This is a genomic window from Streptomyces sp. NPDC048254 (assembly GCF_043201895.1).
Taxonomy (GTDB): Bacteria; Actinomycetota; Actinomycetes; order Streptomycetales; family Streptomycetaceae; genus Streptomyces.
Window position 1 is genome coordinate 351,900 of the sequence record NZ_JBICZJ010000007.1, and the last position, 16,435, is coordinate 368,334.

Annotated in this window: 13 protein-coding genes and 2 pseudogenes; 11 read left to right on the plus strand and 4 right to left on the minus strand. The window is 70.0% G+C overall.

Annotation, left to right across the window (positions count from 1 at the left end):
• Positions 1 to 64 precede the first annotated feature (64 nt).
• Positions 65 to 886: a peptidylprolyl isomerase gene (locus ACGFZQ_RS22050; protein ID WP_351735665.1), complete on the minus strand. Its 822-nt coding sequence runs from the start codon at positions 884 to 886 to the stop codon at positions 65 to 67.
• 178 nt (positions 887 to 1,064) lie between these two features.
• On the opposite strand from ACGFZQ_RS22050, the gene ACGFZQ_RS22055 reads away from it, so the two are divergent.
• Together ACGFZQ_RS22055 and hisS are read left to right on the plus strand one after the other, a co-directional pair.
• Positions 1,065 to 1,772 carry an MBL fold metallo-hydrolase gene (locus ACGFZQ_RS22055; protein ID WP_351735663.1) on the plus strand — a complete coding sequence of 236 codons (708 nt, stop codon included), beginning with the start codon at positions 1,065 to 1,067 and terminating at the stop codon, positions 1,770 to 1,772.
• 12 nt (positions 1,773 to 1,784) lie between these two features.
• Complete coding sequence (gene hisS, locus ACGFZQ_RS22060; protein WP_393841719.1) at positions 1,785 to 3,047, plus strand: histidine--tRNA ligase; 1,263 nt, start codon at positions 1,785 to 1,787, stop codon at positions 3,045 to 3,047.
• A gap of 30 nt (positions 3,048 to 3,077) precedes the next feature.
• Here hisS and ACGFZQ_RS22065 read toward each other — a convergent pair.
• Together ACGFZQ_RS22065 and ACGFZQ_RS22070 are read right to left on the minus strand one after the other, a co-directional pair.
• Positions 3,078 to 3,602, minus strand: a pseudogene (locus ACGFZQ_RS22065) (LuxR C-terminal-related transcriptional regulator); the annotation flags it as partial.
• Positions 3,581 to 4,255, minus strand: a pseudogene (locus ACGFZQ_RS22070) (ABC transporter ATP-binding protein); the annotation flags it as partial. The pseudogenes ACGFZQ_RS22065 and ACGFZQ_RS22070, both read right to left, overlap by 22 nt.
• 145 nt (positions 4,256 to 4,400) lie before the next feature.
• Here ACGFZQ_RS22070 and ACGFZQ_RS22075 point away from each other — a divergent pair.
• From ACGFZQ_RS22075 to rpsD, 3 genes are all read left to right on the plus strand, one after another.
• Complete coding sequence (locus tag ACGFZQ_RS22075) at positions 4,401 to 5,057, plus strand: vitamin K epoxide reductase family protein (RefSeq protein WP_382546448.1); 657 nt, start codon at positions 4,401 to 4,403, stop codon at positions 5,055 to 5,057.
• A gap of 43 nt (positions 5,058 to 5,100) precedes the next feature.
• Entirely contained in the window at positions 5,101 to 6,456 is a 1,356-nt protein-coding gene (locus tag ACGFZQ_RS22080; RefSeq protein WP_351735652.1) for a replication-associated recombination protein A, read from the plus strand.
• A gap of 303 nt (positions 6,457 to 6,759) precedes the next feature.
• Positions 6,760 to 7,374: a 30S ribosomal protein S4 gene (gene rpsD / locus ACGFZQ_RS22085; RefSeq protein ID WP_351707197.1), complete on the plus strand. Its 615-nt coding sequence runs from the start codon at positions 6,760 to 6,762 to the stop codon at positions 7,372 to 7,374.
• A 27-nt stretch (positions 7,375 to 7,401) separates the two neighbouring features.
• On the opposite strand, the gene ACGFZQ_RS22090 is transcribed toward rpsD, so the two are convergent.
• Positions 7,402 to 9,567, minus strand: coding sequence for an ATP-binding protein (locus ACGFZQ_RS22090; RefSeq protein ID WP_393841720.1), 2,166 nt, complete (start codon positions 9,565 to 9,567; stop codon positions 7,402 to 7,404).
• A gap of 152 nt (positions 9,568 to 9,719) precedes the next feature.
• Between ACGFZQ_RS22090 and ACGFZQ_RS22095 the strand changes: the two genes are divergently transcribed.
• The 6 genes from ACGFZQ_RS22095 (at position 9,720) to ACGFZQ_RS22120 (ending at position 16,334) form a co-directional block, all read left to right on the plus strand.
• On the plus strand, positions 9,720 to 10,163 hold the full coding sequence (locus ACGFZQ_RS22095; RefSeq protein WP_393841721.1) for a DUF948 domain-containing protein: 444 nt from the start codon (positions 9,720 to 9,722) through the stop codon (positions 10,161 to 10,163).
• 11 nt (positions 10,164 to 10,174) lie between these two features.
• On the plus strand, positions 10,175 to 10,522 hold the full coding sequence (locus ACGFZQ_RS22100) for a hypothetical protein (RefSeq protein ID WP_351707191.1): 348 nt from the start codon (positions 10,175 to 10,177) through the stop codon (positions 10,520 to 10,522).
• Complete coding sequence (gene alaS, locus ACGFZQ_RS22105; RefSeq protein ID WP_351735646.1) at positions 10,522 to 13,194, plus strand: alanine--tRNA ligase; 2,673 nt, start codon at positions 10,522 to 10,524, stop codon at positions 13,192 to 13,194. Before ACGFZQ_RS22100 ends, alaS begins: the two co-directional genes overlap by 1 nt.
• A 14-nt stretch (positions 13,195 to 13,208) precedes the next feature.
• Positions 13,209 to 13,673: a Holliday junction resolvase RuvX gene (ruvX, locus tag ACGFZQ_RS22110; protein ID WP_393841722.1), complete on the plus strand. Its 465-nt coding sequence runs from the start codon at positions 13,209 to 13,211 to the stop codon at positions 13,671 to 13,673.
• 122 nt (positions 13,674 to 13,795) lie between these two features.
• Positions 13,796 to 15,514 (plus strand): endolytic transglycosylase MltG, encoded by a 1,719-nt coding sequence (gene mltG, locus ACGFZQ_RS22115; protein WP_393841723.1) that lies wholly within the window; start codon positions 13,796 to 13,798, stop codon positions 15,512 to 15,514.
• Positions 15,495 to 16,334 carry a shikimate dehydrogenase gene (locus tag ACGFZQ_RS22120; RefSeq protein WP_393841724.1) on the plus strand — a complete coding sequence of 280 codons (840 nt, stop codon included), beginning with the start codon at positions 15,495 to 15,497 and terminating at the stop codon, positions 16,332 to 16,334. Before mltG ends, ACGFZQ_RS22120 begins: the two co-directional genes overlap by 20 nt.
• Positions 16,335 to 16,435: the final 101 nt, after the last annotated feature.

Here is a 16,435-nt window from a genome sequence, read left to right on the forward strand (position 1 = left end):
CAACATAGGCGACCGGCGGGTTGCCTGTCCGCATCCCGCGCGACCGAAGTTTCGCGGTTGGACCTCAGGATTTCGTGACCGTCGCCTTGTTGATGACGACCGTCGCGTTCGGGGGTCCGTCACCGGCTCCGGTGCTGTCCCCGGCGGCCGCGATCTTCTTCAGGATCTTGAGTCCGGCCGCGTCCACCGTGCCGAACGGGGTGTAGCTGGCCGGCAACTGGCTGTCCTGGTAGACCAGGAAGAACTGGCTGCCGCCGGTGTGCTTCTGACCGGTGTTGGCCATCGCGATCGTGCCCGCGGGGTAGACGCCGCCCTTCAGGCTTTTGTCCTTCAGGTTCTCGTCGGGAATCGTGTACCCGGGACCGCCGCTGCCGGTACCCGTCGGGTCGCCGCACTGCAGCACGTAGATGCCGTTGGTGGTGAGCCGGTGGCACTTCGTGTGGTCGAAGTAGCCCTTCGACGCGAGGAAGTCGAACGAGTTCACCGTGTGCGGGGCCGCCGCCGTCTTCAGCGCGACGTCGATGTCACCGCAGGTCGTCGCCAGCTTCATCGTGTAGTTCGCCGACGTGTCGATCGACATCGCCGGCTCCTTCTTCCAGCTCAGCTTCGCCACCTTGCCGGCGGCGGCCTTCTCGCACGGGTCCGGCGCCTTGCTGGCGCTGGGCGTGGCGCTGGGCGTCGTCTCCGAGCTGGCGTTCGCCTTGTCGTCGTTCTTCAGCACGCCGGTCGTGTACAGCGCCACACTGCCGATCACGATCACGCCGAGCACGGACGCGATCACGGAGTTGCGCATGCGTGACTTGCGCCGTGCGCTGGTACGCCGCTGCTGCTGCCGCAAGAACTTCTCCCGGGCGAGCTGACGCCGCCGCTGCTCCTGGGTGACCACCGGGTTCTCTCCTCATGCGTGTCGTATGTCGACCGGTACGCGTGCGTCCTGTGCGCTGTGTGAGCCGACCACTGCGTGTAGCCCCGTACCGTATATGGGTTCGCTGAGGAAACGGCAGCGCCGGTAGGCTCTGGACCACAGCTTGTGGCCACCCGAACCGACACAACGAAGGACGATCGTGCTCATTGCCGGGTTCCCCGCCGGGGCCTGGGGGACGAACTGTTATCTCGTCGCCCCCGCCGCCGGCGCGGAGTGCGTGATCATCGACCCCGGCCACCAGGCCGCCGAAGGCGTCGAGGAAGCACTGAAGAAGCATCGGCTCAAGCCCGTCGCCGTCGTCCTCACCCACGGCCACATCGACCACGTGGCCTCGGTCGTCCCGGTGTGCGGCGCGCACGACGTGCCGGCCTGGATCCACCCCGAGGACCGGTACATGATGAGCGACCCCGAGAAGGCGCTCGGCCGGTCCATCGGCATGCCGCTGATGGGCGAGCTGACGGTGGGGGAGCCCGACGACGTCTTCGAACTGACCGACGGCGCGAAGCTGGAGCTGGCCGGACTCGAATTCTCCGTCGCGCACGCGCCGGGCCATACCAAGGGGTCGGTGACCTTCCAGATGCCGGAGACGGCCGACATCCCCTCGGTCTTCTTCTCGGGCGATCTGCTCTTCGCCGGCTCCATCGGACGCACGGACCTGCCGGGCGGCTCCATGGACGACATGCTGGCCTCGCTGGCCCGTGTCTGCCTGCCGCTCGACGACTCCACCGTGGTGCTGTCCGGCCACGGCCCCCAGACGACCATCGGCCAGGAGCGCGCCACCAACGCCTATCTGCGGCAGGTGGCGGCCGGCCTCGGGAGCGCGGACGCTCCCCGACGAGGAATGTGACGAGAGAGCTTCGTGAGTACCTTCCAGGCCCCCAAGGGCACCTACGACCTGATCCCGCCGGAGAGCGCCAAGTACCTGGCCGTCCGTGAGGCGATCGCCGCGCCGCTGCGCGACTCCGGCTACGGCTACATCGAGACCCCCGGCTTCGAGAACGTCGAACTGTTCGCGCGCGGGGTGGGCGAGTCGACCGACATCGTCACCAAGGAGATGTACGCGTTCGAGACCAAGGGCGGCGACCGGCTGGCCCTGCGCCCCGAGGGCACCGCGTCCGTCCTGCGCGCCGCCCTCGAGGCGAACCTGCACAAGGTCGGCAACCTCCCCGTCAAGCTCTGGTACTCCGGCTCGTACTACCGCTACGAGCGCCCGCAGAAGGGCCGTTACCGCCACTTCTCGCAGGTCGGTGCCGAGGCGATCGGTGCGGAGGACCCGGCGCTCGACGCCGAGCTGATCATCCTGGCCGACCAGGCCTACCGCTCGCTGGGCCTGCGGAACTTCCGCATCCTGCTGAACAGCCTGGGCGACAAGGAGTGCCGCCCGGTGTACCGCGCGGCCCTTCAGGACTTCCTGCGCGGCCTGGACCTCGACGAGGACACCCTGCGCCGGGCGGAGATCAACCCGCTCCGGGTCCTGGACGACAAACGGGAGTCGGTCCAGAAGCAGTTGGGCGATGCCCCGCTGCTCCGTGACTACCTCTGCGACGCCTGCAAGGCGTACCACGAGGAGGTCCGCGAACTGATCACGGCCGCGGGCGTCGCCTTCGAGGACGACCCGAAGCTGGTCCGGGGCCTGGACTACTACACCCGTACGACCTTCGAGTTCGTCCACGACGGTCTGGGCTCCCAGTCCGCGGTGGGCGGCGGCGGCCGCTACGACGGCCTCTCCGAGATGATCGGCGGTCCCGCGCTGCCGTCGGTGGGCTGGGCGCTGGGCGTCGACCGCACGGTCCTCGCCCTGGAGGCCGAGGGCGTCGAGCTGAACCTCCCCTCCGCCACCAGCGTCTTCGCGGTACCGCTGGGCGAGGAGGCCCGCCGGATCCTGTTCGCCAAGGTCACCGAGCTCCGCCGGGCGGGCGTCGCGGCGGACTTCTCCTACGGAGCCAAGGGCCTCAAGGGCGCGATGAAGAACGCCAACCGCAGCGGGGCCCGCTACGCGATCGTCGCCGGCGAGCGCGACCTCGCCGAGGGCGTCGTCCAGTTGAAGGACATGGAGTCCGGCGAACAGACGTCGATCGGCGTGAACGAGATCGTGGCGGAGCTGGAGTCGAGGCTGGGCTGAGCCCGGCGGAGTGAGGGGGCGCGAGTCCCCTCACTCCAGCAACCCGAACCGCATCGCGTGCGTCACCGCCGCCGTTCGGTCGTCCACTTTGAGTTTGGTGAAGGCCCGCAGCAGGTGCGTCTTCACCGTCGACTCCCCGATGAAGAGCCGGCGGCCGATCTCCGCGTTCGTGCAGCCTTCGGCCACCAGGCGCAGGACCGCCACCTCCCGCTCCGAGAGGTGAGGGCGCTCCGGCCGGACCCGCAGCCGGTCCACCAGCCGCGCCGCCACCGACGGGGCCAGCACGGTCTCGCCCCGCGCGGCCGCCCGTACCGCGTCGGCCAGTTCACCCCGGGGCAGATCCTTCAGCAGGTAGCCCGCCGCACCCGCCTCCACGGCGCGCAGAATGTCCCGGTCGTTCTCGTACGTCGTCAGGACGATCACCCGGCAGCGCAGCCCCGCCTCGGACATGCGGACGATCGAGTCGACGCCCCCGCCGCCCGGCATCCGCAGATCCATCAGCACGATGTCGGGGCGGAGTTCCGCCGCCAGCGCCTCCGCCTGCGGCCCGGCGGCTCGCCCTCGGCGACCACCCGGCCGCCGGCCACGATCGCCAGCCGGTTCGCGAGGGCCTCCGCCTCCTCCAGGTAGTGGGTGGTGAGCAGGATCGTGGTGCCCTCGTCCGCGAGGAGCCGGATCAGATCCCAGAACCGGCGCCTGGCCGCCGGGTCGAAACCGGTCGTCGGCTCGTCCAACAGGAGCAGCTCGGGGCCGCCGATCACCCCGAGCGCCACGTCCAGACGGCGGCGCTGGCCGCCCGAGAGGCCCTTGATCCGGCTGTTCGCCTTGGCTTCGAGACCGACCAGGCCGATCACCTGCTCGGGGTCGCGTGGCCTCGGGTAGTAGTGCGCGAAGTGCCGTACGGTCTCGCGGACCGTCAACTCGGCGGGCGCCGATTCGTCCTGCCAGACGATTCCCACCCGGGACCGCCACGCGCGCGTGCCCGTCGCCGGATCGGAACCCAGGACCGAGACCTCGCCGCCGTCCCGGGTCCGGTTGCCCTGGAGGATCTCCACCGTCGTGCTCTTGCCCGCCCCGTTGGGCCCCAGCAGGCCGAACACCTCGCCCCGCCGGATACCCAGATCGATACCGTCCACCGCGGTCACGCCCCCGTACCGCTTGCGCAGCCCCCGGACGTCCACCGCGAGTTCGTTCGCGTGTGTTGTCATGCCTCGATCATCGGCCCGAACCGAACACTCCGGGACGACCGTGCGTACATCCTTATGTCCACCGAACGGTGGACAGGGTGCCTGGTGCGGCACAATGGCCCCTGCCCGAAGAAGTTCCAACTCTCAAACAGACGGAATCGGCGTGATGAGCAAGACGACAGTCAACGACGTCTCCACCGAGCCCGAGCCCGAGCACGCCTCCGCGGCACCGCGCACCGAGGGCGGCAGCATCGCCTTCGGCCTGCTGCTGATCATCACCGGCGCCGCCGGGCTGCTGGCCGCCTGGGTCATCACGATCGACAAGTTCAAGCTGCTGGAAGCCAAGGTCGAGGGCAAGACGTTCACTCCCGGGTGCAGCCTCAACCCGGTCGTCTCCTGCGGCAGCGTCATGGAGTCCAAGCAGGCCGCCGCCTTCGGCTTCCCCAACCCGATGCTCGGCCTGGTCTGCTACGGCATCGTCATCTGCGTCGGCATGAGCCTGCTGGCCCGCGCCCGCTTCCCGCGCTGGTACTGGCTCACCTTCAACTTCGGCACCCTCTTCGGCGTCGGCTTCTGCAGCTGGCTGCAGTTCCAGTCCCTGTACCGGATCAACGCGCTGTGCCTGTGGTGCTCGCTGGCCTGGGTCGCGACGATCATCATGTTCTGGTACGTGACGTCCTTCAACATCCGCAAGAGCTTCCTGCCGGCCCCGAACTGGCTGAAGTCGTTCTTCGGCGAGTTCACCTGGGTGCTGCCGGTCCTGCACATCGGCATCATCGGCATGCTGATCCTGACCCGCTGGTGGGACTTCTGGACCAGCTGACAGCCCTGGAGGGATTGTCAGTGCCGTGATTTAGGGTTTCAGCGTGGAACCCGACCTGTTCACCGCAGCCGCAGAAGAACGCCAGGAGAAGGATCCGACCGGCAGCCCCCTGGCGGTGCGGATGCGCCCGCGCACCCTCGACGAGGTGGTGGGCCAGCGGCATCTGCTGAAGCCGGGGTCCCCGCTGCGCCGACTGGTCGGCGAGGGCTCCGGCGGCCCGGCCGGCCCCTCCTCGGTGATCCTCTGGGGACCGCCCGGCACCGGCAAGACCACCCTCGCGTACGTGGTCTCCAAGGCGACCGACAAGCGGTTCGTGGAGCTCTCCGCGATCACCGCGGGCGTCAAGGAGGTCCGCGCGGTCATCGACGGCGCCCGCCGCGCCACCGGGGGATACGGCAAGGAGACCGTCCTCTTCCTCGACGAGATCCATCGCTTCAGCAAGGCCCAGCAGGACTCCCTGCTCCCGGCCGTCGAGAACCGCTGGGTCACCCTGATCGCCGCGACCACCGAGAACCCGTACTTCTCGGTGATCTCCCCGCTGCTCTCCCGCTCCCTGCTGCTCACCCTCGAACCGCTCACCGACGACGACGTCCGCGGCCTGCTCAGAAGGGCCCTGACCGACGAGCGCGGCCTGAAGGAATCCGTCACCCTCCCCGAGGACACCGAGGAGCACCTGCTGCGGATCGCCGGCGGCGACGCCCGCCGCGCCCTGACCGCCCTGGAGGCCGCCGCCGGAGCCGCTCTCGACAAGGGCGAGACGGAGATCGGCCTGGGGACCCTGGAGGAGGTCGTCGACCGGGCCGCGGTGAAGTACGACCGGGACGGCGACCAGCACTACGACGTCGCCAGCGCCCTCATCAAGTCCATCCGGGGCTCCGACGTCGACGCGGCCCTGCACTACCTGGCCCGGATGATCGAGGCCGGCGAGGACCCCCGCTTCATCGCCCGCCGCCTGATGATCTCCGCCAGCGAGGACATCGGGCTCGCCGACCCGAACGCCCTGCCCATAGCGGTGGCCGCCGCCCAGGCCGTCGCCATGATCGGCTTCCCGGAGGCCGCCCTCACCCTCAGCCACGCCACCATCGCCCTCGCCCTGGCCCCCAAGTCCAACTCCGCGACCATGGCGATCGGTGCCGCCCTGGAGGACGTACGCAAGGGGCTGGCCGGACAGGTGCCCCCGCATCTGCGGGACGGCCACTACAAGGGCGCCGCCAAGCTGGGGCACGCGCAGGGCTACGTCTATCCGCACGACCTGCCCGAGGGCATCGCCGAGCAGCAGTACGCACCGGACCCGATCAAGGACCGCGAGTACTACGCCCCGACCCGGCACGGCTCCGAGGCCCGCTACGCGGACGCGGTCGAGTGGACCAGGAAGCACCTCGGTCGCAGGCGGTCCTGAGCACCTGTAGAATCCCTCGAAGCGCTGAGTCCCGCGCTGTCAGAGCGGGACAGTCGGCCGGAGCCTCCGCAAGGAGGTTCCAGGAGCGTCGCGCACCGTCGAACGGTGTCGCGGGCAGCCCACCACCACTCGCCGCACGGCGGGACCGGTCGGTGGGCCACTCGCGTGCTGCACGTATGTGCCCAGACCAGGGGAGCGGCTGCCCACCAGGCCCGGCAACGGGTCCCGGCGGGTTTCCCCGGCTGCGGATTGCGACCTCCCTTAACCCTGACGAGCCGGATATCAGAAGGAAGAAAGAGACAAGTGGCGAACCAGTCCCGCCCCAAGGTCAAGAAGTCGCGTGCCCTCGGCATCGCGCTGACCCCGAAGGCCGTCAAGTACTTCGAGGCCCGTCCCTACCCGCCGGGTGAGCACGGCCGCGGCCGCAAGCAGAACTCGGACTACAAGGTCCGTCTGCTCGAGAAGCAGCGTCTGCGCGCGCAGTACGACGTGTCCGAGCGCCAGCTCGTCCGCGCCTACGAGCGTGCCTCCAAGGTGCAGGGCAAGACCGGTGAGGCCCTGATCATCGAGCTGGAGCGTCGCCTCGACGCGCTGGTCCTGCGTTCGGGCATCGCCCGCACGATCTACCAGGCCCGCCAGATGGTCGTCCACGGCCACATCCAGGTCAACGGCCAGAAGGTCGACAAGCCGTCCTACCGCGTGCGTCCGGACGACGTCATCCAGGTCCGCGACCGCTCGAAGGACAAGACGCTCTTCCAGATCGCCCGTGAGGGTGGCTTCGCCCCCGACGGCGAGATCCCGCGCTACCTGCAGGTGAACCTCAAGGCCCTGGCGTTCCGCCTGGACCGCGAGCCGAACCGCAAGGAAGTTCCGATCATCTGTGACGAGCAGCTCGTCGTCGAGTACTACGCCCGCTGATCCCAGCCCCGGCGCAGCACTCCAGCGTCAGCCCGCCGTCTCCCCGCCCTTCCGGGTGGGCGAGGCGGCGGGCTTCCGCGTACCGGGACCGTCCCGCCGCTCCCGTACCGGCCCGCGGGGCGACGGCAGCGCGTCCAGCGGCCGCACCCCGAAGTACTCCAGCGCCCGGGCCACCGCCGCCTCCCGGTCCAGCAGGGCCCCCTGCCGTACGCACTCCGCGTACCGCTCCTCGCCCAGCGCCCGCCGGGCCGTCGCCTCGCACAGCTCGTGCGGGGCGTTGTAGTAGGCCGAGCCGAACAGCGGCAGCCCCACCGACGGCCACATCCGCGCCGCCGCGCCCTGCAGCACCGCCGCCTCCGCCGGATCGCCCTGCGCCACCGTCACCAGGGCAAGCAGCTCGATCGACAGCACCGAACCCAGCAGGTCATGGAAGCCGTGCGCGTGGCCCAGGCAGTCGGTCAGCAGCTCGCGGGCGCCCGCGTGGTCGCCGTCCCGCCAGGCCGCGTACGCCAGCACATACAGCGCGTACGACCGGGCCCAGTGCTCGCCGTGGTCCTCGCACACCCGGCGCACGTCCTCGCACAGCCGCACCGCGTCCGGCAGATCACCGAGGAACGCCCTGGTCATCGCCAGTTCGACCTGGCCCATCAGGACGTTGCTGTTGAGCTCGCCGATCTCCCGGTAGCGGCCGAGCGCCGAGCGCAGCAGCGTCTCCGCCCGTGCCATGTCGTCCGTGACCAGCGCCAGACAGCCGGTGCGGTGCTCCGCGTACGCCACCGCCAGGGGGTCGGCGACCAGCTCGGCCTCCTCCCGGCACTCCTGGAGCGCGGCCAGCGCGGGCACCGCGTCGCCCTGCAGGATCGCCACATAACCGAGCACCCACAGCGCCTTCAGCCGGGACCGCGGGTACTCCGAGTCCAGCTCCAGACTGAGCTCCAGCCAGCGCCGCCCCTCCGAGAGCCGCCCGCAGCCCGCCCAGTAGAACCACAGCGAGCCCGCCAGGTACTGGCCCAGATGCGCCTCGTCCGGCTCGGTCAGACAGTGCTCCAGGGCGGCCCGCAGGTTCGGCAGCTCGGCCTCGACGCGCGCGGCCACCTCGCCCTGCCGCGGCGAGAACCAGTCCAGCTCGCACCAGGTCGCCAGCCCCATGAACCAGTCGCGGTGCCGGCGGCGCAGCCGCCCCGCGTCCCCCGCCGCCGCCAGCCAGTCGGCGCCGTACGCCCGTACGGTGTCGAGCATCCGGTAGCGCACCCCCGTCGGGGTCTCCTCCCGGGACACCACCGACTGCGCGAGCAGCTCCGCCAGCACGTCCAGGACGTTCTCGGACGACAGCCCGTCCCCGCCGCACACGTACTCGGCGGCCTCCAGGTCGAAGGTCCCCGCGAACACCGACAGCCGCGCCCACAGCAACCGCTCGGCGGGGGTGCACAGTTCGTGGCTCCAGCCGATCGCCGTGCGCAGCGTCTGATGGCGGGGGAGGCCGTCCCGCCCGCCGCCGGTCAGCAGCCGGAACCGGTCGTCGAGCCGCTCCAGCAGCTGCCCCGGCGACAGCGCCCGCAGCCGGCCCGCCGCCAGCTCGATCGCCAGCGGGATCCCGTCAAGGCGTCGGCACACCTCCCGGACCTCCGCACGGTCCCGGACGTCCAGCCCCTGCCGCTCGGCGCGCTCGGCGAACAGCTCCACCGCATCGTCCTCGCCGAGCGGCGCCAGCGGGAACAGCCGCTCGCCCGCCACGCCCAGCGGCCGGCGCCCCACCGCCAGCACGGTCAGGTCGGGCAGCCGCCGCAGCAGCTCGGCCACCAGGTCCGCGCACCCGTCGACCAGGTGCTCGCACCCGTCGAGCAGCAGCAGGCAGCGGCGGCCGGCCAGGTGCTCCAGAAGCGTCTCGCGCGGCAGCCGGGTGGTGTGGTCGGTCAGGCCCAGCGCCTCCACGACCGCGTACTCCACGAACCCCGGATCGCGCACCCCCGCCAGCTCCACCCGCCACACCCCGTCCCGGGGCGCCGCCGCGGCGGCCGCCCGGGCCGCGAGCCGGGACTTGCCGACCCCGCCGACCCCGGTCACCGTCACGAACCGGCCGGACTCCAGGGCCCGGGCCAGCTCGCCGAGTTCGGCCGAGCGACCGACGAACGCGGTCAGTTCCAGGGGCAGATTGCCGTCCGCCGAAGAGCCGGGGCGCTGAGGACCTCGCATGGGACACGGAGCGTACTTAACCGTGTTCGGTCCGTACAATCGCTTCCCGCGACTCCACCTCCAGCGCGCCGGTAATCCGGTACGGAGTCCCACGCCCGGCGCGATAGGCTCGGTGCAGACTTTTCGATGTCGAGGCACGTTTCAGGGAGCGGGTGCACGCAGTGTCCGGTGGAGAGGTGGCCGGGATCCTGGTGGCCGTCTTCTGGGCGATCCTGGTCTCCTTCCTCGCGGTGGCTCTCGTGAGGCTGGCCCAGACGCTCAAGGCGACCACCAAGCTCGTGGCGGACGTGACCGACCAGGCCGTCCCGCTGCTCGCCGACGCCTCCGCGGCCGTACGCTCCGCGCAGACCCAGATCGACCGGGTCGACGCGATCGCCTCCGACGTCCAGGAGGTCACCTCCAACGCCTCCGCGCTGTCCACCACCGTCGCCTCCACCTTCGGCGGCCCGCTGGTCAAGGTCGCGGCGTTCGGCTACGGCGTGCGCCGGGCGCTGACCGGCCGCAAGGCGGAGGACGTGCCCGCCCGGGAGCCCGGGCGTACCGTGATCGTGGGCCGGACCGTGCCCGCCGCACGGCGGAAGAACCGGGGAAAGTAGGAGCCAGCCAGATGTTCCGCCGTACCTTCTGGTTCACCACCGGTGTCGCCGCCGGTGTCTGGGCCACCACCAAGGTCAACCGCAAGCTCAGGCAGCTGACCCCCGAGAGCCTCGCCGCCACCGCCGCGAACAAGGCACTGGAGACCGGCCACCGGATCAAGGACCGGGCGGTCGGCTTCGCGCTCGACGTCCGCGACAACATGGCCCAGCGGGAGGCGGAGCTGGGGGATGCGCTGGGCATCAACGCGGACCCCGAACTCCCCGCACCCCGGCGGCTCACCGCCATCGAGAACAACCGCAGCAACCCGAAGTACATCGAGAACACGACGTACTCGTACGACCGGAATGAGGACCACTGATGGAGTCGGCAGAGATCCGCCGCCGCTGGCTGAGCTTCTACGAGGAGCGCGGGCACACCGTCGTCCCTTCGGCGTCGCTCATCGCGGACGACCCGACTCTGCTCCTCGTCCCGGCCGGCATGGTGCCCTTCAAGCCCTACTTCCTCGGCGAGGTCAAGCCGCCGTGGGCCCGCGCCACCAGCGTGCAGAAGTGCGTGCGAACCCCCGACATCGAAGAGGTCGGCAAGACCACCCGGCACGGCACCTTCTTCCAGATGTGCGGCAACTTCTCCTTCGGCGACTACTTCAAGGAAGGCGCCATCAAGTACGCCTGGGAGCTGCTCACCACGCCCCAGGACAAGGGTGGTTACGGCCTGGAGCCGGAGAAGCTCTGGATCACCGTCTACAAGGACGACGACGAGGCCGAGCGCATCTGGCACGAGGTCGTCGGCGTGCCGAAGGAGCGTATCCAGCGCCTCGGCATGAAGGACAACTACTGGTCCATGGGCGTCCCCGGACCCTGCGGCCCCTGCTCCGAGATCAACTACGACCGCGGCCCCGAGTTCGGCGTCGAGGGCGGCCCGGCCGTCAACGACGAGCGGTACGTGGAGATCTGGAACCTCGTCTTCATGCAGTACGAGCGTGGCGAGGGCATCGGCAAGGACAACTTCGAGATCCTCGGCGAACTGCCCAGCAAGAACATCGACACGGGCCTCGGCCTGGAGCGACTCGCCATGATTCTGCAGGGCGTGCAGAACATGTACGAGATCGACACCTCCATGGCCGTCATCGAGAAGGCCACCGAGCTGACCGGCGTCCGCTACGGCGACGCCCACGACTCGGACGTCTCGCTGCGCGTGGTCACCGACCACATGCGGACATCGGTGATGCTCATCGGCGACGGCGTCACCCCCGGCAACGAGGGCCGCGGCTACGTCCTGCGCCGCATCATGCGCCGCGCCATCCGCAACATGCGCCTGCTCGGTGCCACCGGCCCGGTCGTCCTCGACCTGATCGACACCGTCATCCGGATGATGGGCCAGCAGTACCCGGAGCTGGTCACCGACCGCGAGCGCATCGAGAAGGTCGCCGTCGCCGAGGAGAACGCCTTCCTCAAGACGCTGAAGGCCGGCACCAACATCCTCGACACCGCCGTCACCGAGACCAAGGAGTCCGGCGGCACGGTCCTCGCCGGTGACAAGGCGTTCCTGCTCCACGACACCTGGGGCTTCCCGATCGACCTCACCCTCGAAATGGCCGCCGAGCAGGGTCTCGCGGTGGACGAGGACGGCTTCCGCCGCCTGATGAAGGAGCAGCGGGACCGCGCCAAGGCCGATGCCCAGGCCAAGAAGACCGGGCACGCCGGTGCCGGCGCCTACCGCGAGATCGCCGACAAGACCGGCGAGACCGACTTCATCGGCTACTCCGACACCGAGGGCGAGACCACGATCGTCGGCATCCTCGTCGACGGCGTCTCCTCGCCGGCCGCCACCGAGGGCGACGAGGTCGAGATCGTCCTGGACCGCACCCCGTTCTACGCCGAGGGCGGCGGCCAGATCGGCGACACCGGCCGGATCAAGGTCGACTCCGGTGCCGTCGTCGAGATCCGCGACACCCAGAAGCCGGTCCCGGGCGTCTACGTCCACAAGGGCGTCGTCCAGTTCGGCGAGGTCACGGTCGGTGCCAAGGCCCACGCCGCGATCGACCAGCGTCGCCGTACCGCCATCGCCCGTGCCCACTCGGCCACCCACCTCACCCACCAGGCGCTGCGCGACGCCCTCGGCCCGACGGCCGCCCAGGCCGGTTCCGAGAACCAGCCCGGCCGCTTCCGCTTCGACTTCGGCTCGCCGTCCGCCGTTCCGACGGCCGTGATGACCGACGTCGAGCAGAAGATCAACGAGGTGCTCGCCCGCGACCTGGACGTGCGCGCCGACATCATGGGCATCGACGAGGCCAAGAAGCAGGGCGCCATCGCCGAGTTCGGCGAGAAGTACGGCGAGCGGGTGCGCGTCGTGACCATCGGTGACTTCTCCAAGGAGCTGTGCGGCGGCACCCATGTGCACAACACCGCCCAGCTGGGCCTGGTGAAGCTGCTCGGCGAGTCGTCGATCGGCTCGGGTGTGCGCCGTATCGAGGCCCTCGTCGGCGTCGACGCCTACAACTTCCTGGCCCGTGAGCACACGGTCGTCGCCCAGCTCCAGGAGCTGGTCAAGGGCCGCCCGGAGGAGCTTCCGGAGAAGGTCTCCGCCATGCTCGGCAAGCTGAAGGACGCCGAGAAGGAGATCGAGAAGTTCCGTGCGGAGAAGGTGCTGCAGGCCGCCGGTGGTCTGGTCGACTCCGCCAAGGACGTGCGCGGTGTGGCCTTGGTGACCGGGCAGGTCCCGGACGGCACCACCCCGGACGACCTGCGCAAGCTGGTCCTCGACGTGCGCGGCCGCATCCAGGGCGGGCGTGCCGCCGTGGTCGCCCTGTTCACGGTCAACAACGGCAAGCCGCTCACGGTCATCGCCACCAACGACGCCGCCCGCGACCGCGGCCTCAAGGCCGGTGACCTGGTGCGCACCGCCGCCAAGACCCTCGGCGGCGGTGGCGGCGGCAAGCCGGACGTCGCCCAGGGCGGCGGTCAGAACCCGGCCGCCGTGGGCGAGGCCATCGACGCCGTCGAGCGTCTCGTGGCCGAGACCGCCAAGTAAGAAACGGTAAGAAGATGCGAAGAGGGCGTCGGCTCGCCGTCGACGTCGGGGACGCCCGGATCGGGGTCGCCTCGTGCGACCCCGACGGGATCCTCGCCACCCCGGTCGAGACGGTCCCCGGCCGGGACGTCCCGGCGGCCCACCGCCGGCTCGGGCAACTGGTCGAGGAGTACGAACCGATCGAGGTCGTCGTCGGACTCCCCCGCTCCCTCAAGGGAGGTGAGGGCCCGGCCGCCGTCAAGGTCCGGGCCTTCGCCCAGGAGCTCGCCAACAACATCAAGCCGGTGCCGGTCCGGCTGGTCGACGAGCGGATGACGACCGTGACGGCCAGTCAGGGACTGCGCGCCTCGGGGGTGAAGTCCAAGAAGGGGCGCTCGGTCATCGACCAGGCCGCCGCTGTGATCATCCTCCAGCAGGCGCTGGAATCCGAACGGGTGTCAGATAAACCACCCGGCGAGGGCGTCGAAGTGGTCATCTGATCGCGATACGGTAACGTTCCGCGCGATGCGATGGTTTTCGAACAGCCACCGCACAGCAAGAAGCGGTACGACTGTCGGCCCACCAGCCGCGTGACGCGCCGCCTCGCGGCTCTAGGGGATCGATGACTGAGTATGGCCGGGGCGAAGGCTCCGAACCGTGGCATCCGGAGGACCCGTTGTACGGGGACGACGGATGGGGAGGACAGCAGGCCCACGTGGGTCAGCAGTCCCCCTACGGCGGTCAGCCGCAGCACTATCCGCAGCAGCCGCAGCAGCAGTACGGCGACTGGAGCCAGCACCCGCAGGGCGGGTACGACCAGCACACCGGCCAGCAGCAGTACGCGTACTACGACGAGCAGGGCCAGCTTCAGTACGCCGACGGACAGGGCCAGCAGCAGTACGACCAGCAGCAGTACGCCGGCCATGCCCAGCAGCAGTACCACCAGGGCGGCTGGGACGCGACCGGCACCCACGGCCAGGTTCCCTACGCCGCCGACCCGGGCGACCCCTACGGCCAGCAGCCGGTGGCGTACGGCGGGGAGCAGCCCGACTTCTACGGCACCGAGGACGCCTACCCGCCGCCGGAGCCGCCCGGCCGCCGGCGCGACCCGGAGCCGGAGGCGCAGCCGGAGCCCGTCGCCGAAGAGGAGGAGCAGCACCCCTTCTTCACGGGCGCCGACGATGACGACGAGGATGACGACGACCCGAAAGGGCGCCGCGGTGGTGGCCGCGGCAAGGACGCGAAGGGCGGCAAGGGGGCCAAGAAGCGCCGCAACGGCTGCGCGTGTCTGGTGGTCTGCCTGGTCTTCGGAGGTGGTGCGGCCGTAGTCGGCTACTACGGCTGGCACTTCTACCAAAATCGGTTCGGCGCGGCTCCGGACTATGCGGGCGGCGGCACCGGCTCGGTGTCCGTGGAGATCCCGAAGGGCGCGGGCGGATACGACATCGGCCGGCGCCTGAAGGACGCCGGCGTGGTCAAGAGCGTCGACGCGTTCGTGGCCGCCCAGTCGCAGAACCCCGACGGAAAAACGATTCAGGCAGGCGCCTATCTCCTGAAGAAGGAGATGTCCGCGGCAAGCGCCGTGCAGTTGATGCTGGATCCGAAGAGCCAGAGCAATGTGGTCGTCAGGCCGGGCGAGCGCGCGGCAGCCGTCTACGTGGCCCTCGACAAACAGCTCGGCCTTTCCTCCGGCACCACCAAGAAGGTCGCCAAGACCGGATACAAGAGCCTCGGTCTGCCGAGCTACGCGAACACCAACAGCAAGATCATGGACCCGCTGGAGGGCTTCCTCTTCCCGGGCACCTATCCCGCGGCCAAGGGCATGAAGCCCGACGCGATCCTGAAACAGATGGTCGCCGCGGCCAAGGAGGAATACGCCACCTACGACCTCGCGGCCCAGGCCAAGAAGTACGACCTGGACAACCCGCTGCAGGTCATCACGGTCGCGAGCCTCGTCCAGGCCGAAGGAAAGACGCACGACGACTTCCGCAAGATGGCGGAAGTGGTCTACAACCGTCTCGAGCCCACGAACACCGAGACGAACCGGTTGCTGCAATTCGACTCGGCCTTCAACTACCTGAAGGGCACGAGCAACATCCACATCAGCGAGTCGGAGATCAACAGCAACCGGAACCCGTACAACACGTACACCCAGAAGGGCCTTCCGCCGGGCCCGATCGGCAACCCCGGCGACGAAGCGCTGAAGGCGGCACTGAATCCGACCGACGAGGGTTGGATGTATTTCGTGGCGACCGACGGCGTGAACAACACCGAATTCGCCAAGACCAATGCCGAATTCGAGAAGCTCAAGGAAAAGTTCAATGCCACCTCGGGCCACTGACGCCCGCCGGGCCGCTGTGCTCGGTAAGCCCATCGCCCACTCGCTCTCCCCGGTGCTGCACCGGGCCGCGTACGACGAACTCGGGCTCGCCGACTGGTCGTACGAGCGCTTCGAGGTCGACGAGACCCGGCTGCCCGGCTTTCTCGGGCAGCTGGGACCGGAGTGGGCGGGGCTGTCGCTGACCATGCCGCTGAAGCGGGCGGTCATCCCGCTGGTCGACGAGATCAGCGAGACGGCCGCCTCGGTCGACGCGGTCAACACGGTCGTCTTCACGCAGGACGGTCGGCGCCTCGGGGACAACACCGACATCCCGGGTATGGTCGCCGCGCTGCGCGAGCACGGCATCGAACAGGTCGACTCCGCCGCCGTCCTAGGCGCCGGTGCCACCGCCTCCTCGGCACTGGCCGCGCTCGCCCGTATCTGCACCGGCGAGGTCGTCGCCTACGTCCGCAGCGAGGAGCGCGCCGCCGAGATGCGGCACTGGGGCGAGCGGCTCGACGTGGAGGTGCGGACCGCCGACTGGGCCGACGCCGAACAGGCCCTGCACGCCCCCCTGGTCATCGCCACCACCCCGGCCGGCACCACCGACGCCCTCGCCGCCGCCGTTCCCGAGCGCCCCACCACCCTCTTCGACGTCCTCTACCACCCCTGGCCCACGGCGCTGGCCGCACGCTGGTCCATGTTCGGCGGAGCCGTGGTGAGCGGCCTCGACCTCCTGGTGCACCAGGCCGTGCTCCAGGTCGAACAGATGACCGGCCGCGCCCCGGCGCCGCTGGACGCCATGCGCCGGGCCGGGGAGAAGGCACTCGCCGAGCGCTGACCGGGTCCACCTCCGCGTCCGTCTGCTGGACCGGCGGCCGGGTTCACCGCCCGGACGTGGGAGGATCGGAGACGGCGGACCGGGGCCGCGCACCCGGTCGG

What these genes read in the sequence shown, in the direction of transcription:
- ACGFZQ_RS22075 (WP_382546448.1), top strand. Translation starts at nt 4,401, where the DNA reads ATGAGCAAGACGACAGTCAACGACGTCTCCACCGAGCCCGAGCCCGAG.
- ACGFZQ_RS22090 (WP_393841720.1), bottom strand. Translation starts at nt 9,567, where the DNA reads ATGCGAGGTCCTCAGCGCCCCGGCTCTTCGGCGGACGGCAATCTGCCC.
- ACGFZQ_RS22100 (WP_351707191.1), top strand. Translation starts at nt 10,175, where the DNA reads ATGTTCCGCCGTACCTTCTGGTTCACCACCGGTGTCGCCGCCGGTGTC.
- ACGFZQ_RS22120 (WP_393841724.1), top strand. Translation starts at nt 15,495, where the DNA reads ATGCCACCTCGGGCCACTGACGCCCGCCGGGCCGCTGTGCTCGGTAAG.
- alaS (WP_351735646.1), top strand. Translation starts at nt 10,522, where the DNA reads ATGGAGTCGGCAGAGATCCGCCGCCGCTGGCTGAGCTTCTACGAGGAG.
- mltG (WP_393841723.1), top strand. Translation starts at nt 13,796, where the DNA reads ATGACTGAGTATGGCCGGGGCGAAGGCTCCGAACCGTGGCATCCGGAG.
- ruvX (WP_393841722.1), top strand. Translation starts at nt 13,209, where the DNA reads ATGCGAAGAGGGCGTCGGCTCGCCGTCGACGTCGGGGACGCCCGGATC.